This window comes from Candidatus Pelagibacter sp. HTCC7211 (assembly GCF_000155895.1).
Taxonomy (GTDB): domain Bacteria; phylum Pseudomonadota; class Alphaproteobacteria; order Pelagibacterales; family Pelagibacteraceae; genus Pelagibacter.
Genome location: NZ_DS995298.1, coordinates 990,947 through 1,010,714, shown reverse-complemented (window position 1 = coordinate 1,010,714; position 19,768 = coordinate 990,947). Strand labels below are relative to the sequence as shown.

The window sequence follows — 19,768 nt, the reverse complement described above, 5'->3', positions numbered from 1 at the left end:
GAGTTATTTTCTAAGAACTTATGCTTGACATGATTTGAGTTTTTATAATTTTTTTAAAAAATAAAAAATTTTTTTATTGCAGTAGCTATAATAAGTTTGTTCAATGAGCTTTTAAAATTTAATTAAGAGGGGTCTTAATGGAAGATAATTTCAATAAACACTTAGGTAATAAACTTAAGCTAAGAAGATTAGCACTTGGCTTAACTCAAACTAAAGTGGCAAAAGCAATTAACGTAACATTTCAACAAATTCAAAAGTACGAAAAAGGAACCAATGGAGTAAGTTCTATAAGATTACTTCAATTATCAAATTATTTAAAAGTTCCAATTAACTATTTCTTTGAAGATTTTTCAGAATACTTAATTAATTTAGAAAAATCTCAAGAAGGTCATATGAATGTTAATTATAATTTTTTAACAAAATTATATTCAGAACTTAACACAGATCAGAAATTAAAATTTAATAAATCTTTACAAATTTCTGGGGCAGGAATTTCAAAAGTAGGATAATTTTTATTTTTTAAGACCCAAAAAAATTAATTTTAGAACTTTTACTCTGACAAAAGTCAAAAAATAAAAAAATAATTTGTGAAAATTCTTTTGGCTCCTCGGGCAGGACTCGAACCTGCGACCAATTGATTAACAGTCAACTGCTCTACCAACTGAGCTACCGAGGAATGTAAAAATCTCAACTTACTTTTTTTTAGAACTAAAACAAGATTTTTTTTGGAGGCAACGCCCGGAATCGAACCGGGATACAAGGATTTGCAATCCTCTGCGTAACCATTCCGCCACGTTGCCATCTTGTTTTGACTAATAGCTTCAGATGCCTTTTTATATTAAATATTTCTGATTAGTCTATTAAATAACGATCTAAATTCATTATTGTTAATTTAGATTATTAAATTATAAACTTTAGCATACATGAGTAGCGATAAATATATACATTCTGATGTTGAAGATAAAATTTATTCTTATTGGGAAAAAAATGAACTTTTTAAACCTCAAAATAATTCAAAAAAGTTTTCGATTGTTATACCACCACCCAATGTAACTGGCAGTCTTCATATGGGACATGCTTTGAATAATTCTATTCAAGATCTATTGGTTAGATATCATCGAATGAATAATTATGAAACTCTATGGCAACCAGGTACTGATCATGCTGGTATCGCAACTCAAGCTTTAGTTGAAAGAAAACTTACAACAGAAAAGATAGATAAAAATGAAATTGGAAGAGAAAAATTTATTGAAAAGGTTTGGGAATGGAAAGAGCAATATGGCGACATTATTATCAATCAGTTAAAGAAACTTGGATGTTCTTGTGACTGGTCACGAAATGCTTTTACAATGGATGAGAACCTTTCAAAATCTGTTATTAAAGTTTTTGTAGATCTTTATAATAAAGACTTAATTTATAAGGATAAAAAACTTATAAATTGGGACACAGTATTAAAAACAGCAATTTCTGATCTTGAAGTAGATCAAAGAGAAGTTAACTCCAAAATTTACTATATTAGATATCCTATTGATGGAACTGATGAATTTATAACTATTGCAACAACCCGGCCTGAGACAATGTTGGGTGATACAGCTATTGCTGTTAACCCAAAAGATGAAAGATTCAAATCTTTTATTGGTAAAATTGTTACAATACCAATTGTTGGAAGAAAGATTAAAATTATAGAAGATGATTACGCAGATCCAGAGCAGGGAACTGGAGCTTTAAAGATCACACCAGCACATGATTTTAATGATTATGATGTTGGTCAGAGAAACAATCTTGAGATTATTAATATATTTACAGAAGCTGGAAAAATTAATGAAAACGCTCCAAAAGATTATATTGGATTAGATAGATTTGAGGCAAGAAAGAGAATTTTAAAAGAACTTAAAGAGAATGATTTTTTTGTTAAAGAAGAAAATATTAAAAATAAAGTTCCATATGGTGATAGATCAAATTCTATAATTGAACCTTTTTTAACAGAGCAATGGTTTGTGGATGCTGAAAAATTATCAGTTAAAGCAAAAGAAGTTGTTAATTCTAAAAAGACAAATTTCTTTCCTGAAAATTGGTCTAAAACATATTTTCAGTGGATGAACAATATAGAACCATGGTGTATTTCAAGACAGCTTTGGTGGGGTCATCAAATACCTGCTTGGTATGGTCCTGATAAGAAAATCTTTGTTGCTAACAATCAAGAAGAAGTAAAAGAACTTGCTAATAAACATTATGGTAAAGATGTTGAATTAATCAGAGATCCAGATGTTTTAGATACTTGGTTTTCATCTGGTCTTTGGCCTTTTGCAACATTAGGTTGGCCAGATAACAAAGATTATGTTGAAAAATTTTATCCAACTTCAGTTTTGGTTACAGGTTTTGATATTATATTTTTTTGGGTTGCTAGAATGATTATGTTTGGGACAGAATTTTTAAACAAAGAGCCTTTTAAAGATATTTATGTTCATGCTTTAGTAAGAGATGAAAAAGGTCAGAAAATGTCTAAATCTAAAGGAAATGTTATTGATCCTTTAGATCTAATAGAAAAATATAGCGCTGATGCATTAAGATTTACTCTTCTTTCAATGGCATCACCTGGTACTGATGTAAAACTTTCTGAAGATAGAGTTAAAGGATATAGAAATTTTCTAAACAAATTATGGAATGCTAATAATTTTTTAATCACAAATGAATGTGATTTTACTAATATTGATAAAATTTCAAATTTATCAATTAATATTAATAAATGGATTTATGCAGAATTAATTGATGCAAAATCAAAGATTGAAAAAAATTTAGAAGATTACAGATTTGATGAAGCTGCTAAAAATGCTTATCAGTTTGCATGGCATTCTTATTGTGATTGGTATTTAGAATTATCAAAAACTATACTTTTTTCAGATAATGAAGAGGCTAAATCAGAGGTAAAAAAGGTTTCAAGTTATATATTCAAGCAAATTTTAATTCTACTACACCCATTTATTCCTTTTGTTACTGAAGAAATTTGGCTCAAAAACAAATTTGATAATTCAAGTAAAGATTTTTTAATGTTCGCTAATTGGCCGACAGGTGAAATTAATAAGGATACTAGTACAGAACAAGTTGAAAATATCATAAGCATTATCTCAGAAATTAGATCTTTTAAGAACGAATTAAACGTAGGTCCTGGTTCATTTATAGACATGTCTATTAAAAGTATTAATGATAACCAAAAAAAATTCATCAATAACAATGAAATTATTCTAAAAAAATTAGGAAGAATAAATAATATTGTTAATGATGATATAGATAAACCAGCTGCAACAATGGTTGTCTCAGGTGATTTGTTTAAGATTTATTTTGATAAAGATGTTGATTTAAAACTTATTAAAGAAAATTTGACTAATAAACAAAATAGAATTCAAGAAGAAATGAATAAGATATCTCAAAGATTAAAAAACAAAAGTTTTGTAGATAGAGCCCCAAAAGAGATTGTTGAACAAGAAAAAACTAATTATAATAATTTAAAGAATGATATTGATAAAATATCAGTAACAATAAAAGGTATATAATGGCAAAATTTAACAAGAAGAAACTTCCAAGTAGACATACATCGTTAGGAGCAGATAGAGCTCCTCATAGATCGTTTTATTATGCAATGGGCGAAACTGAAAAAGATGTGGCAAAACCGTTTGTAGGTGTTGTATCAACTTGGAATGAAGCTGCTCCTTGTAATATTGCTCTTATGAGGCAGGCTCAATCTGTTAAAAAAGGAGTGAGAGCTAATGGAGGAACTCCAAGAGAATTTTGTACAATTACAGTAACAGATGGTATTGCAATGGGTCATGAAGGAATGAAATCTTCTTTAATTTCCAGAGAAGTGATCGCAGACTCTGCTGAACTCACTGTAAGAGGACACTGTTATGATGCTCTAGTCGGTATTGCTGGATGTGATAAATCATTACCAGGATTAATGATGTCTATGGTTAGATTAAACGTTCCAAGTGTTTTTATTTATGGAGGATCAATTCTTCCAGGGAGATATAAAGGTAAAGATGTAACTGTTGTTGATGTATTTGAAGCTGTAGGAAAGCATTCATCAGGTCAAATGTCTGCAGTTGAACTTAGAAAACTAGAATTAGTTGCTTGTCCAAGTGCTGGTGCTTGTGGTGGTCAATTTACAGCAAACACTATGGCATGTGTATCTGAAGCAATTGGTTTAGCACTTCCTTATTCTGCAGGAACACCAGCTCCTTATGAGGAAAGAGATAAATACGCAAAAGAAAGTGGTAAGACAGTTATGAACTTACTTCAAAAAGGAATTAAACCAAGAGACATTGTAACCAAAAAAGCATTAGAGAATGCTGCTACAATAGTTGCTGCAACTGGTGGATCTACTAATGCAGGATTACATTTGCCTGCTATTGCAAATGAAGCAGGAATTAAATTTGATTTAATGGATGTTGCTAAAATTTTTAAAAGAACTCCTTATCTTGCAGATTTAAAACCAGGTGGAAAATATGTTGCAAAAGATATGTGGTTAGCAGGTGGTGTGCCAATGCTTTTAAAAACTTTATATGAAGGTGGTTTTATTCATGGAGATTGCATGACTGTTACTGGTAAAACCATGAAAGAAAATTTAAAAAATATTAAATTTAATCCAAAACAAAAAGTGATGAGATCTTACAAAGATCCTTTATCACCTACAGGGGGAGTTGTTGGCTTAAAAGGTAATTTAGCTCCCGAAGGTGCAATTGTTAAAGTTGCAGGATTAAAAAAATTACAATTTACTGGTAAAGCAAGATGCTTTGATAATGAAGAAAGTGCAATGAAAGCAGTTCAAAGCAAAAAATATAATGATGGTGATGTGATCATAATTAGATATGAGGGTCCAGTAGGTGGTCCTGGTATGAGGGAAATGCTATCAACAACAGGTGCAATCTACGGACAGGGAAAAGGGGAGAAAGTAGCTCTTATTACAGATGGTAGGTTCTCTGGTGCTACAAGAGGCTTCTGTGTTGGTCACGTAGGCCCTGAGGCCGCTCTAGGGGGTCCTATAGGCCTATTACGTACTGGTGATATCATTGATATCGATGCCAAAAAAGGAACTATCGATGTAAGACTATCTAAAAAAGAATTGGCTTCAAGAAAGAGAAATTGGAAGGCTAGAAAATCAGACTTTGGATCTGGCACATTGTGGAAATATGCACAAACTGTTGGTCCAGCTTATTTAGGAGCACCAACTCATCCAGGTAAGAAAAAAGAAGTCAAGGATTATTCAGAAATTTAATGAAAATTCGTCCAGTAATTTTATGTGGAGGTGCTGGAACTCGACTTTGGCCTAATTCTAAAAATCATCAAGCAAAACAATTTATTGATTTTGGTAAATGGACTTTATTAGACAAAACTTTAGAAAGAACAAAAGCATCAATTTATGATGCACCGATTATAAGTACTAATAAAAAATATCTAAAACAAGTTCAACAACACCTTAAGAAAAATAAGATTAAAAATTATAAAATTGTTTTAGAACCTTTAAAAAGAAATACAGCACCAGCTATTTTAAGTACTGCTTTAATAAAAGATATTCCAAATGAACAACCACTAATGTTTTTTTCAGCAGATCATTTAATTGAAAAAATGAGTGTATTTAATAAAGCAATAAATAAAAATAAATCAAAATTAACGGATCAAAATATCTTTATCTTTGGTATTAAACCAACAGCACCCTCAAGTGAATATGGGTATTTTGTAACTAAAAAAGTTAAAGGAAACATAAATAAAGTAATTAAATTTATTGAAAAACCAAAAGAAGCTAAAGCTAGACAAGTAATTAAACAAAAAGGTTATTGGAATTCAGGAATGTTTTTCATTAGAAAAGACTCAATAATTAATAATTTTAAAAATCTTCAGCCAACAATTTATGGAAATTGTGTTAACGCAGTTAAAAAAGCTAAATTAAAATCTAATATTTATTATCTTAACAAAGCATCATTTATAAAAGCTACTGCAAAATCATTCGATTATGCAATTCTAGAAAAGACAAAACAAATCAATGCAATTAAATTAGATATCCCTTGGTCAGATCTTGGTAGTTGGAAAGAAATCTTAAAAATGTATGGAATGAACAAAAATAAATATATTAAGAAAAAGAATGTTTTTTATAGACCATGGGGCAGATACACTAACTTATTTGAAGGAAAAGAATTTTTAATTAAAGAATTAATTGTAAAACCAAAAGGTATTTTAAGTTTACAAAAGCATCATCATAGAGCTGAACATTGGTTGGTTACTCAAGGAAACCCAAAGATTACTCTAAATAAAGATAATTTTATTAAAAAACCTAATGAACATATTTTTATACCGCTAGGATCAATACATAGAATTCAAAATCCTGGGAAAAAACCTGTAAAAATTATGGAAGCTCAAATAGGATCAATTCTCAAGGAAACAGATATTGTTAGATATCAAGATGTTTATGGAAGAGTTCGTTAAATTAACTGAATTGTAATATTAGATAAATATTTTTGTAATTAAATTTACTTAAGAGTTGTTCACAAAATTTATATTTTAATAACCAATTATTCTTCTCTCAATTTTATAAATTTTGTTAATTAACTACTTTCTCTCTTTTCATAATTGAGAAGAGAGAAAGACAAATTTAGATATTAATTATTTACAGATGCTGGGCTTTCACTAGCTTTTTTCCTAGCTATTTTTTTTGCTTTTTTTTCAGCAACTTTTTTTTCTAAACTTGCAATTTTTATATTAATTTTAGATAATTTTTTTTCTTTTAAATTTATCTTATTTTTGAACTTATTAATTGATTTACTAATTTTTTGTTTCTTTTTTGCAAAGTTTTTAAGTTTTTTTTTCATCTCAACCTCCAATTGTATGAGTTTAATAATATATTATTGCAAAATATCAAAATTAAGTAAATGAAATATTTAAGCTGCTTTTAGGATATTAAATACTTGTTTTGAAGACGAAATAATTATTTTTTTGTGCTCACCAAAATTATCACCATCAATTTGTACAGGTATATTATTTCCCAAACCGTCAAATTTAATTTCATCTACATTTACAGTAATCACAGATTTAGATTTATTCAAATTTCCATATACAGCTATTAAATAAATATAATAAAGTAATTTATATCTTTTGAGATCCTTAAAAATATAGGTAGTAAATTTTTTATCAAATATATGTGTATCAGTAATTTTATGGTGCCCAGCATAGTATTTGCTATTTGAGCAAAGCACCCAATCAGCAAATATATCTTCTTTATCTATCGACACTTTAATTTTTTTATTATTCATTGATAAAAATTTTTGGAAACCTTTTATACCAAAAATAACTTTTCCTAGAATTTTCTTTAAATAAGAGTCAATCGAATTTACAATTTGAGCGTCCCATCCAATACCTGCCATTAAAATAAAATGCTTGTCATTAATTTTAACCAAACATGTTTTGTCATAATTATCTGAAGTAAGCGTATTAGCTATATGTTTTACATTTTTGGTCATACCTAATTCTGCTTGCAAAATATTAGCTGTACCAGCTGGAATATATCCAATTGCAAAATTTTCAGGGAGATTAAAATTATTTTTTATTAATTCATTAATTGCAAAAGAAACAGAACCATCTCCACCTGCAACTAACAATCTATCGTATTTATTTATCTCAAAGTTTTTTATAATTTCAGAGGCTTCAGACTCACTTGATGTTTCAAACAAATCAACTTTGTGGTGATTCGATATTTCTTCAAGTACTTTTTTGATAAATTTTGACTTTCTTCCACCTGCTGATTTCTTATTATATATTAGGCAAAATTTCATATTTAATAAAATTGTAACATAAAGATGTAGAATTAAAATTAATGATTCTAGTTATAATAGAATTGCTTATTTAAACAAGAAAATATGGAATCAAAAAAATCTTTAATAACTTACAAAAGTTTATTTATATCCGATGTCCATCTAGGCACTAAAGGGTGTCAAGCTGATAAATTGCTAGAGTTTTTTAAATTTTCAAGGTCAGAAAATTTATATCTTGTAGGAGATATTATTGATGTGTGGGCTATGCAGAAAACGTTTTATTGGCCTCAACCACACAATGACGTAATCCAAAAAATTTTAAGAAAAGCAAGACACGGTACTAAAGTATTTTATATAGTTGGAAATCACGACGAGGTTTTTAGAAAATTTATACCAATGCATTTTGGAGATATTAATATTGTTAACAGGGTTATTCACGAAACTCAGCTTGGAAAAAAATATCTTGTAGTCCATGGTGATGCTTGGGATGGTGTAATGAAATATGCAAAATGGTTATCTAAGTTAGGATCAATTGCATACGAACTATTACTTAGATTAAATATTGTTATAAATTTCTTCAGAAAATTAAGAGGAAAAAGTTACTGGTCTCTAGCAAAATTTTTAAAATATAAAGTTAAAAATGCAGTTAAATATATAGGTGAATATGAAAGAACAGTATCAGATTATGCAAAAAGAAAAAAATATGATGGTATAATTTGTGGACATATTCATCATGCGGAAGATCAAAATTTTGATGGAATTAATTATTTAAACTGTGGAGACTGGGTAGAGTCCTGCACTGCTTTAGCAGAGAAATATGATGGAACATTTGAAATTATTTATTGGGATAATGTTAGGAAAGAATTCGTAACAGATGATAAAGAGAAAAAGGAAATAATTAAAAAAGATAACGTAGAAGATTTAAAGCGAGCTTCTTAAGCGTGAAAATTTTAATCGTAACAGATGCATATTATCCACAAGTGAATGGTGTAGTTCGAACTCTCCATGAAACTGGTGAAATTCTTAAATCTCAAGGTCACACAATTGAATATATTACTCCTCAACAATTTCTTACTGTGCCTATGCCTAAATATAATGAAATTAGATTATCATTAAATGTTTGGCCACGTGTAAGTAATTTAATTAATTCAATTAAACCTGATGCAATACATATTGCAACAGAGGGACCTCTTGGTTTTATGGCAAGAAGGCATTGTATTAAAAAGGGCTTAAAGTTTACAACAAGTTTTCATACAAGATTTGATAAATACATTAAACTTTATATGCCTATCATTCCAGCAAAATGGTCAGAAAAATTTTTATGTAACTTCCACAATAAAGCTGAAAGAATTTTAGTAACAACAGAATCTATGCGAGAAGAGCTAATTGCATTAGGTGTTGATAATAATAAAATGGTTACATGGACTAGGGGAGGTAATCATGGTGCATTTAAAAATCCAGTTAAAAGAGATTTACCTTATAAAAGACCCATATGGATATACGTCGGTAGAGTTGCAGTTGAAAAAAATATTAAAGCATTTTTAGATCTAGATCTCGAAGGCACTAAAGTTATAATTGGAAAAGGTCCTAACTTAAATAAATTGAAAAAAAAATATCCAAATGATTATTTTTTAGGTGAAAAAACTAATGGAGAATTAGCATCTCATTTTGCATCATCAGACGTTTTTGTATTCCCTAGCAAAACCGATACTTTTGGTATTGTGGTTTTGGAGTCTTTAAGTTGTGGAACACCTGTTGCAGCTTATCCAGTTCCTGGTCCTAAAGATATATTAGGTGGTTCTAAAATAGATACATTAGATCAAGACCTTAAAACCTCCGCACTTAAGGCACTAAAAGTAAATCGAGAAGATTGTCTAGAATTTGCTAAAAAATATAGTTGGGAAGAAACAGCAAGGATATTTTATAACAATATATCACCTAATTAATATTTAATACAATTGATCTAAGTTTCCCAACTATTTGCCTGTTACTTAGTTTTTCTTTTTGAAGCAAAGTAATTCTTTTTCCAATACTTAGGTTAAATTTTTTATTTTTTTTATTAAAAAGCTCCCTAATAAATAAAACTTTTCTTAAATTATTGTTTATAAAACCCATTGTGTGAAAAAATAAACTATTCTTACCAAAAAAACGAACAGGAATAATATCTGCTTTTGTTTTGTTAATTATAGAGCCTATTAAAGGCTTCCATTCTCTTTCATTGGCCTCATTAAAAATTAATGAAGAAGTAGCAACTTCACCCGAAGGAAAAGTAATTAAAATTCCATTTGAATTTAAATGTTCAATTGCTTTTTTTTTAGTAATTATGTTTTTTTTAATATCTGCTGTAACTGTAGAAAATTTTATTGGTAACAAATATTCTCTTATTTGATCAATTTGTGATACCTCTTCATTAATTAAAATTTTATAATCTTTTCTGATATCACAAATTATAGAACAAATTATTAATCCATCTAATAATCCAAAAGGATGGTTAGCAACAACTATTGCCGAACCTGTTTTTGGAATATTGGTTATATGTTCTGCGTAGTAATCTATATTTAAGATATCTAATGTTTTTTTCCAAAAATTCGATGACTTTTTTAAATCTTCATAATTATTTTTATACAAAGATTTGATTTCATCGACTTTGGATATTTTATTAATAATTTTTTCCATTAGTCTATAATTTTATTAACATAATCTTTGTTAATTTCTTCAATAGGTAAAAAAACAAATACATCGGTTGTTTTAAACTTTTTGTCAACAACTGCACCTTCTCCAATTGATGCATTAAATTTTAAATAAGCTTTAATTAGGGTTGGCAGCTTTGAAACCAATTTAAGATTTATGTCAATTTGTTTTTTATAATCAACTTTGACTTTATAATTTGCTAATGCATTTACTTTAATATTATCTGACATTTTGTGGTTATTATTTAGATAAATTAATTGATCCTCAATCTTATTAATATTGGTGTCTAAAAAACTAGCTGTACCAAATAAAGCATCTATATTATTTTTATTAATATACCGATATATTTCATTCCACATTAATTTTAGCACATTTTTGTTTCTAAATTTTTGAGATATACATGACCGACTTAATTCAAGCATGTTGTTATAAATTTTTGAATTTAATAGATTGTCTAGATTAAATTCATCGCAACTGTAAAAACCTGATTTTTTTTCTGCTACAGATTGTTTTAGTAAACGATAGGTGCCAATTACTTTAGTTTTTGAAAATTTATTTTTTCTAAATTTAACAATTATATGATCTGCATAATTATCAAATTTATCAGAATCCCTCCTAAAATTTCCAATATTTAATATAGGATTGTGTATCCTTTCTGAAAAAAAAACTTTGTATCTAAGTTTTTGAGCAAGTTTGATCTCACTTCTGCTTTCAGCTAGCTTAACATCAAAAACAGGTTTAAAAAAATCATGAGTATTAATATTAAACTTTTTAGTAATATTATTTTTTCTTAATATATTGTTTATTGTCATGAAACTTTGATAAAAGATTCACATGTATTTAAAGTTAAAAAATTATTTCAAATTTGTTACATTAAAATAGTATGGATTTTATTATTTATTTTCTGTTAATTATAATAATCGTACTATTTTACCTCTTAATTAAAAAAAATATTAAACCAATAAATACTGCTCCCACTATCAATAAAACAAACAAAGACGATTTAGGTAAACGTGTAATAATTGAGGAATTGGAAGATCAATTTTTTGCTTTAGATAAATATAATTTAATCAAATATTTAAACAAAAGTGCAAAACAACGTTTTGGTGAAAATTTAATTGATAAAAATATATCAAGTGTAATAAGAGATACAAAATTATTAGAAACAATTGATGAAGCTATTAAAGATCAGGTAACAAAATATGTGAATGTTGAAATTAATTTACCATCATATCAATTGTACAAAATTTATATTATTCCTGGTCCTACTCATTTATTTCCAGAGACAGATTCTGTTGTTTTATTTCTTAAAGATTTTACAGAAATAACTAAAGCACAAAAATTAAAAACTGATTTTGTTGCTAATGTTAGTCACGAGCTAAGAACTCCTTTGGTTTCAATTAAAGGTTCTTTAGAAACTATTCTAGGACCAGCCTCAGATGATAAAGTTGCACAAAAAAAGTTTATGAAGATTATGTCTGATCAGGTTTTTAGAATGGAAAACCTTATTAATGATTTATTGATTTTAAGTAGAATAGAATTAGAGGAACATATTAAGCCAAATAAAATTGTGAACTTAAATGATATTTTTACAAATATTAAGAGCAACTTTGAATTAATTCTAAAAAAAAAGAAAATTAATTTACATATTGAGCTTATGGAACCAACTTTAGTGTTTGGTGATTATGATAAATTGTTAACTGTTTTTTCAAATTTAATAGATAATGCAATTAAATACTCTAATGATGGAAAAAATATTTATGTCAAAAGTCAAAATAGTGAAGGTAAATTAATTGAAAAAAATATGTTAATTAATATTAAAGATGAAGGCATAGGTATTCCTCAAGATTTAATTTCAAGGATAACTGAAAGATTTTTTAGGGTTGACACAGAAAAAAGTAAAAAAGTTGGTGGTACAGGATTAGGTTTAGCTATAATGAAACATATAATTGCTCAACATAGGGGAGATTATGAGATTCTAAGTAAAATTAATGATGGCACTGAAATTAAAATTTATCTTCCAACAAAATAACTAATTAAAAAAGTTGTTTAAAATTAACCTTTATTGACCAAATATTTAACAAATCTTTTATTGAATAAAACTACAGTTTATTTAAATTTTTATTATGGTTAAGATATTAAATTACATTTCCATTATTATATTTTCTTTGATGTCGATGATTACTAAAAGTATATCATCAGATATTTCCACAATTTTAAGAAATCAGCAATTAACTGTATTTGATATTGGTATTTTTAGATTACAAGAGGATATGAAATCAACGATACCACAAGTTCAAAAGCATTTTCCTGATAAAGAAATTGAAATTTCTGATGTTTATACTGATGTGGTTTCATCACTTTGGAGAAATACAATTGATTTAATTGTGTCTGTACCAATGAGCGAAACATTAACAAAAACAAACTATTTTTCAGATATGTACAGATGTAAGAATATTTTTTTTTCTGTAAGAGATCATCTTTTAAGAAATCAAAACGAGAGCAATTATAATTTTTCAAGAGCCTCGTCTTATGTAGTTTCAACATTTTCTACACCAACAAGTTGGCCTTCTTGGAAATATGAACAAAAAAAAATCAAAGAATTAGTTTCCATGATACAACTAGAAGTGACTTTAAGACCATCTAACGAACTCGCCTTTAGAGAAGGTGTTAGTCCAATACATTGTAAAGGTAGTTTAGCTGACGAATTTGACGCCATTGTTGTCACTAAAAATTTCAACTAAAAAGTTAGGTTTTTAACAAAACTGTAACATATTTGTAATATTAATATCCACATTCAAATCTAATAACCGACTCGTTGATTAAATTTAATTACGAAAGGAAATATCAATGAAAAAACTAACTATTATCCTTGCTTCGTTTTTAGTGCTAACATTAAGCACTGTTACATCGCAAGCAAGAGATCAAATTACAATCGTTGGTTCTTCAACTGTATTCCCATATGCAACAGTAGTTGCTGAAAGATTCGGTAAAAAAGGATTTAAAACTCCTATCATCGAGTCAACTGGAACAGGTGGTGGAGCTAAATTATTTTGCGCAGGTGTAGGTGAAGCTCACCCAGATATCACTAACGCTTCAAGAGCTATGAAAGATAAAGAAAAAGCTCTTTGTGCAAAAAATGGTATTACTGATATTGTAGAAATTATTATTGGTAATGACGGTATAACATTAGCTTACAGTTTAGATGCAGAGCCAGTTAACTTTACAAAAGAACATTTATATTTAGCACTTGCTAAACATACAGTTGTTGATGGTAAATTAGTTGATAACATTTACAAAAACTGGAATGAGATCGATTCAAGCTTACCAAATAAGCCAATTAAAGTAATGATTCCTCCAGGAACTTCTGGAACAAGAGATGCTTGGAACTCTTTAGTAATGAAAAAAGGTATGACTAAAGAAGCAAAGGCTCTTTACAAAGCTGGTTATGCAGCAGGAAACAAAAAATATAAAAAACCTCAAAAACTATACAGAGAAGACGGTTTAGCAATTGAAGTTGGAGAAAATGATAGCTTAATCATTCAAAAACTTGTTGAAGACAAAGATATGTTTGGTTTCTTTGGTTTCAGTTACTACTTAGCGGCAAAAGATAAACTACAAGCAGCTAGTATTGATGGTGGACAACCTTCATTAGAATCTATTCAAGATTATAGCTATGCAGTAGCAAGACCTTTATTCTTCTATGTGAAAAAAGCTCACGTAGGTGTAATTCCAGGTTTACATGAATTTGTAAAAGAATTTACAAAAACTGGAACAATTGGAAAAAGAGGTTACTTAGCTGACATTGGTTTAGTACCATTGGATAAAGCAATGTACAGAACTACAAGAGATAACGCTATGGATCTTGTAGCAATGAGCGAGTAATTTTGATTTGTTAACAAATTTAAAAAGGCCCTTTTATTAGGGCCTTTTTTTTAATACAAGATTAAATCTACATAAATGAACTCGATAATTTTTTTAACAATTGTTCTCTTAGCATTATCGAGTTATTTTTTTGGTCGTAAAAAAGCATTAGCTATAAGATCTACAAATACAAGACTTACAGCGTTACCGAGATTTTATGGTTATTATTTAGCAATATGGTGTGCAGCTCCTGCATTTATTATTTTTGCTTTGTGGTCTATTTTTGAACCAACCGTAGTAAAATATATAGTTTTACAATCTTTTAGTGATCAAGGATTATTAGAAGGAGAATTAAATCTTATATTTGAAAAAGCTAAGTCACTTTCAAGAGGACAATTTAGTGGTGAAATAACTACAGCATTACAGGTAGCAGCAGACAAGTATGCATCTTTAAGAAGCACAGCCTCAGCCTCTAAAGCAGTAATTGTGTTATGTTTGGTGATTTCTTCGATTGCATATGCTTATAATAAATTATCTAAAAATTCACGAACAAGAGAACCTGTAGAAATTTTTTTACAATGGCTATTTTTCTTTGCATCATTAGGTGCAATTTTAACCACTGTTGGAATTGTTTTTTCACTTTTATTTCAGACAATTGAATTTTTTAAAATTATTCCATTTTTTGATTATTTATTTGGAATGCATTGGTATCCAGCAAAAGCATTTGTTAGAGACTCGAGTGAAGCTTTAGATCCATCAATGTATAGTGATACATTTGGTGCGGTACCAGTTTTTGCTGGTACTTTTTTTATAGCATTTATTGCCATGTGTGTTGCAATACCTATAGGATTATTAAGCGGAATTTATCTTGCTGAGTATGCTTCAAATAAATTTAGACAATTTGCAAAACCAATTATTGAAATATTAGCAGGGATACCAACGGTAGTTTATGGTTTTTTTGCAGCTTTAACAGTTGGACCATTTTTAAAAGATATTGGTAATGCCGTTGGATTAGATGTATCTGCAGAAAGTGCACTTGCAGCTGGAGCTGTAATGGGAGTGATGATCATACCATTTGTGTCAAGTCTGAGTGATGATGTAATTAATAGTGTGCCTCAAAGTTTAAGAGATGGCAGTTATGCAATGGGTGCAACAAAATCTGAAACTATCAAAAGAGTAATTTTTCCTGCAGCATTACCGGGTATAGTTGGTGCAATTCTTTTAGCAGTATCAAGAGCGATAGGTGAAACCATGATTGTTGTTATGGCATCAGGTTTGGCTGCAAACTTAACTTTAAACCCTTTAGAATCCACATCAACTATAACTGCACAAATTGTTGTTATACTAATTGGAGATCAACAATTTGAAGATCCTAAAACACAAGCGGCTTTTGCATTAGGACTTACATTATTCGTTGTTACATTAATTTTAAATGTAATAGCTTTATCAGTTGTTAAAAAATATAGAGAAAAATATGATTAATAGAGAAGAATTTCTAAACAAAAGATACAAATCAGAAAAGCGATTTCAATTTTACGGTAAATCAGCAATAGTTTTGGCTTTATTGTTTTTAGCTATATTTCTGTTTAAAATTTTTTCTACTGGCTATACAGCATTTCAAAAAACTTGGATAACTATACCTATAAATTACGATCCTGAATTCATGTATTTAGATGCAGATCAAAAACCCTCAATTCAAGATCTTGAAGACTCTGAGTACTTTGATGTCGGTATTGAAAGTTTTGCTGCATTAGATCAAAACGCTAATGAAGATCAAATTACAGATATCAAAAGAATGTTTGCTTTTATATTTGAAGAAGAAATAAAATATCACATTCTTTCAAATCCAGATGATTTTGGAAAAATAGTTGAAGTTAAGTTGACAGCATCTGATGATTTGGATCAAGTCTTTAAGGGAAATTATCCAAGAGAATTACCGGAGGAACGAAGAAGAGTTACTGATTATCAATTAAAAATTTTTGATAAATTAAGTGCTGAAGGTAAAGTTAAAAGTAATTTTAATTTTAGCTTTTTTACCAATGCAGACTCAAGAGAAGCGGAATTGGCTGGTATAGCAAGTTCATTTATGGGTTCATTGTTTAGTATATTAGTTTGCTTAGCTGTATCATTTCCAGTGGCCCTTTTAGCAGCAATTTATTTAGAAGAATTTGCACCTAAAAATAGGCTTACAGATTTTATTGAAGTTAATATTAATAATTTAGCAGCAGTACCATCAATAGTATTTGGATTACTTGGTCTTGGCGTATTACTTGCGGTATTTGGTTTACCAAGATCCACGCCTTTGGTTGGTGGAATAACGTTGTCCTTAATGACCTTACCGACGATCATTATTGCGGCTAGAGCATCATTGAAAGCTGTACCACCAAGTATAAGAGAAGCCGCCCTTGCAATGGGCGCTAGCCGAATGCAAACAACTCTTCACCATACAGTTCCATTATCTTTACCAGGCACATTATCTGGAACAATAATTGGTCTTGCTCAAGCTTTAGGTGAAACTGCACCTTTGATTTTAATTGGAATGGTTGCATTTGTTAATACTATTCCAGGCTCTCCCATGGATCCAGCTGCCTCTTTACCAGTTCAAATTTATATTTGGGCTGAAAGTGCTGAAAGAGGTTTTGTTGAAAAAGTATCAGCTTGTATAATGGTCTTGTTGATATTTTTAGTATTAATGAACTTAGTAGCACAAATGGTACGACATAAATTTGAAAAGAAATGGAACTAAAATATGAATAAAATAGAAGCAAAAAATGTAAATGTTTTTTATGGAGAAAAACAAGCTCTCTTTGATATCAATATGGATATTCAAGAAAAACAAGTGACAGCTTTAATTGGTCCATCTGGTTGCGGTAAATCTACTTTTTTAAGATGTTTAAATAGAATGAACGACGTTATTGATATCTGCAAAGTTGAAGGAGAAATCAAAATAAACGATTACAATATCAATCAAAAAGCTACTGATGTTGTTAGATTGAGAGAAAAAATTGGAATGGTTTTTCAAAAACCTAATCCATTTCCTAAAACTTTATATGAAAATATTTCTTATGGACCTGAAATCCATGGTATGGCTCAGTCAAAGGATGAGCTTGATCAAATCGTAGAAGATAGTTTAAAAAAGGCAGCTCTTTGGAACGAAGTTAAAGATCGACTTAATGAACCTGGAACAGGTTTATCAGGTGGTCAGCAACAAAGACTATGTATAGCTAGAGCTATTTCAGTAAAACCTGAGGTAATTTTAATGGATGAACCATGTTCAGCATTAGACCCTATTGCAACAGCACAAATAGAGGAATTAATTGATGAATTGAAAAAAGAACATACCATTGTTATTGTAACTCACTCAATGTCACAAGCGGCACGTGTATCACAACAAACAGGGTTTTTTCACTTAGGTAAATTGATTGAGGTTGGTTCTACTGATAAGATATTTAAGAATCCTGACCAAAAACAAACTCAGGATTATATAACAGGGAGGTTTGGATAATGACTGAAGCACCGCACACAGTTAAGTCTTACGAAGAAGAACTTAAAAATTTAAACAGCAATATAATTAAAATGGGTGGATTTTGTGAAGAGGCTCTAGGTAAAGCTATTCAAGCTATTACTACAAGAAATAGTGATAATGCCGAGAGTGTTATTCAAGAGGATGAAAAAATTGATAAATTTGAAACATTGATAGAACAACAAGTAGTAAATCTAATCGCCTTAAGACAACCAATGGCGATAGACCTTCGTGAAACAGTTACTGCCTTAAAAATTTCTTCTGACCTTGAGAGGATAGGAGACCTAGCAAAAAATATTTCTAAGAGAACTCTTTTATTAAATGAAAATTTGCCAAAAAATCTAGTTGATTCGCTTATTAGAGTATCAACAAATGTTCAAAAACAACTAAAAGCAGTTCTAGATTCATATTTAGAAAGATCAGCTGCTGTGGCAATAAATGTTTGGGAAAGTGATGAGCAAATTGATGATCTAACTAACTTATGTATGAATGAAGTAATTAGTTATTTAAAAGATAACGAAAAAAATTTAGAAGACGGCACCCATTTACTTTTTGTAACTAAAAATATTGAAAGAATTGGTGATCATACTACCAATGTTGCAGAACAAGTTTATTTTTTAGTTACTGGTGAATATTTAGAAGGCGATCGTCCAAAAGGAACAGAGTCAATAGTAACAGGAGAAAAGTAATAAATGTCAGCTCATGTTTTTATAGCTGAAGATGAAACCTCTATAGTTACTCTTTTAAAATATAACTTAGAAAAAGAAGGTCATAAAGTTAGCTTCTGTGAAAATGGAGAGGAAGCGCTCAAACAAATTAAAGACAAGCAACCTGATCTAATTTTAATGGACTGGATGCTTCCAGACTTATCAGGTGTTGATATATGTAAAAATTTAAAAAAAGATAAAAAGTTTAATGACATCCCAATAATAATGCTTACAGCAAAAGGTGAAGAGGAAGATAAATTAAAAGCATTCGATACAGGTGCGGATGATTATGTAACCAAACCATTTAGTCAAAAAGAATTGAATGCAAGAATAAAATCACTTCTTAGAAGATCAAAACCACAGTCCTCAGTTGATGTTGTAGAGTTTACAGATTTAAAAATAGATAGAATTACTAAACGTGTATACAGAAATAATACTGAAATTTCATTAGGACCTACAGAATTTAAACTACTTGATTTTTTTATTAAAAATCCAAAAAGAGTTTATTCGCGTGAGCAGCTCCTGAATAATGTTTGGGGAGAAAATATTTATGTAGAGTCAAGAACTGTTGATGTTCATATAAGAAGACTTAGACAAGCAATAAATATTGAAAATACTAAGCCATTAATTAGAACAGTTAGATCAGCTGGTTATTCTTTAGAATCTTGAAGGTCTTTGGGTCTGATAAACTCTTTAATCAATCCTTTTTTATCTATGTGATTCCAACTATTAAAATTAAAATTAATTTTTGCAAATGCAGCAGTAGGAAATTTATTATTCAATAATTTAAAATGATTACTGTTTTGATTTTTACTTACAAGCCTGACAAGATTTCTTACAGTAGGCTCGTGGTTTATTAGCAGAACTGATTTAAATTTTTTAGGTATTTTTTTTATAATATTGATAATTTTATCTTCACTTGTTAGATATAGTTTTTTTGTTGAAATAATTTTTTTAGGTTTATCAATTTTTTTTAACAAGATTTTTAATGTTTTCACTGTTCTTTTTGAGGATGAAACCAGTATGTAGTCAAAATAATATTTTTTTTTAACAAAAAATTCACAAATCATTTTAGCATTTTTCTTTCCACGCTTATTTAAAGGTCGCTTGTAGTCTTCTAAATTTATATCTTCCCAACTAGATTTTGCATGTCGCATGACGTATAATTCGAGCATAAGGTGTAAATA

19 protein-coding genes and 2 tRNA genes are annotated in these 19,768 nt (G+C 29.1%); 14 read left to right on the top strand and 7 right to left on the bottom strand.

What is annotated here, in order from left to right; all coding sequences use genetic code 11:
• The first annotated feature begins 137 nt into the window (after positions 1–137).
• Entirely contained in the window at positions 138–509 is a 372-nt protein-coding gene (locus PB7211_RS05490; protein ID WP_008545713.1) for a helix-turn-helix domain-containing protein, read from the top strand.
• A 91-nt stretch (positions 510–600) separates the two neighbouring features.
• Here PB7211_RS05490 and PB7211_RS05485 read toward each other — a convergent pair.
• Together PB7211_RS05485 and PB7211_RS05480 are read right to left on the bottom strand one after the other, a co-directional pair.
• Positions 601–676, bottom strand: a tRNA-Asn gene (locus PB7211_RS05485).
• Between the two features lie 50 nt (positions 677–726).
• Positions 727–800: transfer RNA gene (locus PB7211_RS05480), tRNA-Cys, on the bottom strand.
• A 123-nt stretch (positions 801–923) separates the two neighbouring features.
• On the opposite strand from PB7211_RS05480, the gene PB7211_RS05475 reads away from it, so the two are divergent.
• Genes PB7211_RS05475 through PB7211_RS05465 form a run of 3 tightly spaced genes read left to right on the top strand, consistent with a single transcriptional unit; the run spans position 924 to position 6,474 of the window.
• A complete protein-coding gene (locus PB7211_RS05475) occupies positions 924–3,551 on the top strand; it encodes a valine--tRNA ligase (protein ID WP_008545540.1) in 2,628 nt (875 codons plus the stop codon).
• On the top strand, positions 3,551–5,269 hold the full coding sequence (ilvD, locus tag PB7211_RS05470) for a dihydroxy-acid dehydratase (RefSeq protein ID WP_008544948.1): 1,719 nt from the start codon (positions 3,551–3,553) through the stop codon (positions 5,267–5,269). Before PB7211_RS05475 ends, ilvD begins: the two co-directional genes overlap by 1 nt.
• Positions 5,269–6,474, top strand: coding sequence for a sugar phosphate nucleotidyltransferase (locus PB7211_RS05465; protein ID WP_008544304.1), 1,206 nt, complete (start codon positions 5,269–5,271; stop codon positions 6,472–6,474). Before ilvD ends, PB7211_RS05465 begins: the two co-directional genes overlap by 1 nt.
• A 173-nt stretch (positions 6,475–6,647) precedes the next feature.
• Here the strand turns inward: PB7211_RS05465 and PB7211_RS05460 are convergent, their stop codons facing one another.
• Together PB7211_RS05460 and PB7211_RS05455 are read right to left on the bottom strand one after the other, a co-directional pair.
• The gene (locus PB7211_RS05460; RefSeq protein ID WP_008545900.1) at positions 6,648–6,857 is read right to left on the bottom strand and encodes a hypothetical protein; all 210 of its coding nucleotides are present in this window, start codon (positions 6,855–6,857) and stop codon (positions 6,648–6,650) included.
• A gap of 69 nt (positions 6,858–6,926) precedes the next feature.
• The gene (locus PB7211_RS05455; protein WP_008545197.1) at positions 6,927–7,817 is read right to left on the bottom strand and encodes a diacylglycerol/lipid kinase family protein; all 891 of its coding nucleotides are present in this window, start codon (positions 7,815–7,817) and stop codon (positions 6,927–6,929) included.
• Between the two features lie 84 nt (positions 7,818–7,901).
• Here PB7211_RS05455 and PB7211_RS05450 point away from each other — a divergent pair, with 84 nt between their 5' ends.
• A complete protein-coding gene (locus tag PB7211_RS05450; RefSeq protein WP_008545437.1) occupies positions 7,902–8,735 on the top strand; it encodes a UDP-2,3-diacylglucosamine diphosphatase in 834 nt (277 codons plus the stop codon).
• Between the two features lie 2 nt (positions 8,736–8,737).
• Positions 8,738–9,742 (top strand): glycosyltransferase family 4 protein, encoded by a 1,005-nt coding sequence (locus PB7211_RS05445; RefSeq protein ID WP_008545403.1) that lies wholly within the window; start codon positions 8,738–8,740, stop codon positions 9,740–9,742.
• On the opposite strand, the gene PB7211_RS05440 is transcribed toward PB7211_RS05445, so the two are convergent.
• Entirely contained in the window at positions 9,735–10,472 is a 738-nt protein-coding gene (locus PB7211_RS05440; RefSeq protein WP_008545920.1) for a 1-acyl-sn-glycerol-3-phosphate acyltransferase, read from the bottom strand. The two genes, PB7211_RS05445 and PB7211_RS05440, sit on opposite strands and share 8 nt — an antisense overlap.
• A complete protein-coding gene (locus PB7211_RS05435) occupies positions 10,472–11,299 on the bottom strand; it encodes a GNAT family N-acetyltransferase (RefSeq protein WP_008544874.1) in 828 nt (275 codons plus the stop codon). The genes PB7211_RS05440 and PB7211_RS05435 overlap by 1 nt, the downstream gene beginning before the upstream one ends.
• A gap of 71 nt (positions 11,300–11,370) precedes the next feature.
• On the opposite strand from PB7211_RS05435, the gene PB7211_RS05430 reads away from it, so the two are divergent.
• The 8 genes from PB7211_RS05430 (at position 11,371) to phoB (ending at position 19,250) form a co-directional block, all read left to right on the top strand.
• Entirely contained in the window at positions 11,371–12,519 is a 1,149-nt protein-coding gene (locus tag PB7211_RS05430) for a sensor histidine kinase (RefSeq protein WP_008545596.1), read from the top strand.
• 145 nt (positions 12,520–12,664) lie between these two features.
• A complete protein-coding gene (locus PB7211_RS05425; RefSeq protein ID WP_008544140.1) occupies positions 12,665–13,231 on the top strand; it encodes a hypothetical protein in 567 nt (188 codons plus the stop codon).
• Positions 13,232–13,337: 106 nt separating this feature from the next.
• Positions 13,338–14,372, top strand: a complete 1,035-nt coding sequence (locus PB7211_RS05420) for a substrate-binding domain-containing protein (protein WP_008545740.1) — start codon at positions 13,338–13,340, stop codon at positions 14,370–14,372.
• Positions 14,373–14,447: 75 nt separating this feature from the next.
• Entirely contained in the window at positions 14,448–15,833 is a 1,386-nt protein-coding gene (gene pstC / locus PB7211_RS05415) for a phosphate ABC transporter permease subunit PstC (protein ID WP_008545001.1), read from the top strand.
• A complete protein-coding gene (pstA, locus tag PB7211_RS05410; RefSeq protein WP_008544810.1) occupies positions 15,826–17,097 on the top strand; it encodes a phosphate ABC transporter permease PstA in 1,272 nt (423 codons plus the stop codon). The genes pstC and pstA overlap by 8 nt, the downstream gene beginning before the upstream one ends.
• Before the next feature lie 3 nt (positions 17,098–17,100).
• Entirely contained in the window at positions 17,101–17,856 is a 756-nt protein-coding gene (gene pstB / locus PB7211_RS05405) for a phosphate ABC transporter ATP-binding protein PstB (RefSeq protein ID WP_008544584.1), read from the top strand.
• Complete coding sequence (phoU, locus tag PB7211_RS05400) at positions 17,856–18,563, top strand: phosphate signaling complex protein PhoU (protein ID WP_008544931.1); 708 nt, start codon at positions 17,856–17,858, stop codon at positions 18,561–18,563. Before pstB ends, phoU begins: the two co-directional genes overlap by 1 nt.
• Before the next feature lie 3 nt (positions 18,564–18,566).
• The gene (phoB, locus tag PB7211_RS05395; RefSeq protein WP_008545362.1) at positions 18,567–19,250 is read left to right on the top strand and encodes a phosphate regulon transcriptional regulator PhoB; all 684 of its coding nucleotides are present in this window, start codon (positions 18,567–18,569) and stop codon (positions 19,248–19,250) included.
• Here the strand turns inward: phoB and PB7211_RS05390 are convergent.
• Positions 19,232–19,756, bottom strand: coding sequence for a SixA phosphatase family protein (locus tag PB7211_RS05390; protein WP_008544626.1), 525 nt, complete (start codon positions 19,754–19,756; stop codon positions 19,232–19,234). The two genes, phoB and PB7211_RS05390, sit on opposite strands and share 19 nt — an antisense overlap.
• Positions 19,757–19,768 lie beyond the last annotated feature (12 nt).

Excerpts from the sequence above, each read along its gene's own strand:
- PB7211_RS05490 (WP_008545713.1), top strand. The coding sequence starts at position 138 with ATGGAAGATAATTTCAATAAACACTTAGGTAATAAACTTAAGCTAAGA.
- PB7211_RS05475 (WP_008545540.1), top strand. The coding sequence starts at position 924 with ATGAGTAGCGATAAATATATACATTCTGATGTTGAAGATAAAATTTAT.
- ilvD (WP_008544948.1), top strand. The coding sequence starts at position 3,551 with ATGGCAAAATTTAACAAGAAGAAACTTCCAAGTAGACATACATCGTTA.
- PB7211_RS05465 (WP_008544304.1), top strand. The coding sequence starts at position 5,269 with ATGAAAATTCGTCCAGTAATTTTATGTGGAGGTGCTGGAACTCGACTT.
- PB7211_RS05460 (WP_008545900.1), bottom strand. The coding sequence starts at position 6,857 with ATGAAAAAAAAACTTAAAAACTTTGCAAAAAAGAAACAAAAAATTAGT.
- PB7211_RS05455 (WP_008545197.1), bottom strand. The coding sequence starts at position 7,817 with ATGAAATTTTGCCTAATATATAATAAGAAATCAGCAGGTGGAAGAAAG.
- PB7211_RS05450 (WP_008545437.1), top strand. The coding sequence starts at position 7,902 with ATGGAATCAAAAAAATCTTTAATAACTTACAAAAGTTTATTTATATCC.
- PB7211_RS05440 (WP_008545920.1), bottom strand. The coding sequence starts at position 10,472 with ATGGAAAAAATTATTAATAAAATATCCAAAGTCGATGAAATCAAATCT.
- PB7211_RS05435 (WP_008544874.1), bottom strand. The coding sequence starts at position 11,299 with ATGACAATAAACAATATATTAAGAAAAAATAATATTACTAAAAAGTTT.
- PB7211_RS05430 (WP_008545596.1), top strand. The coding sequence starts at position 11,371 with ATGGATTTTATTATTTATTTTCTGTTAATTATAATAATCGTACTATTT.
- PB7211_RS05425 (WP_008544140.1), top strand. The coding sequence starts at position 12,665 with ATGATTACTAAAAGTATATCATCAGATATTTCCACAATTTTAAGAAAT.
- PB7211_RS05420 (WP_008545740.1), top strand. The coding sequence starts at position 13,338 with ATGAAAAAACTAACTATTATCCTTGCTTCGTTTTTAGTGCTAACATTA.
- pstC (WP_008545001.1), top strand. The coding sequence starts at position 14,448 with ATGAACTCGATAATTTTTTTAACAATTGTTCTCTTAGCATTATCGAGT.
- pstA (WP_008544810.1), top strand. The coding sequence starts at position 15,826 with ATGATTAATAGAGAAGAATTTCTAAACAAAAGATACAAATCAGAAAAG.
- pstB (WP_008544584.1), top strand. The coding sequence starts at position 17,101 with ATGAATAAAATAGAAGCAAAAAATGTAAATGTTTTTTATGGAGAAAAA.
- phoU (WP_008544931.1), top strand. The coding sequence starts at position 17,856 with ATGACTGAAGCACCGCACACAGTTAAGTCTTACGAAGAAGAACTTAAA.
- phoB (WP_008545362.1), top strand. The coding sequence starts at position 18,567 with ATGTCAGCTCATGTTTTTATAGCTGAAGATGAAACCTCTATAGTTACT.
- PB7211_RS05390 (WP_008544626.1), bottom strand. The coding sequence starts at position 19,756 with ATGCTCGAATTATACGTCATGCGACATGCAAAATCTAGTTGGGAAGAT.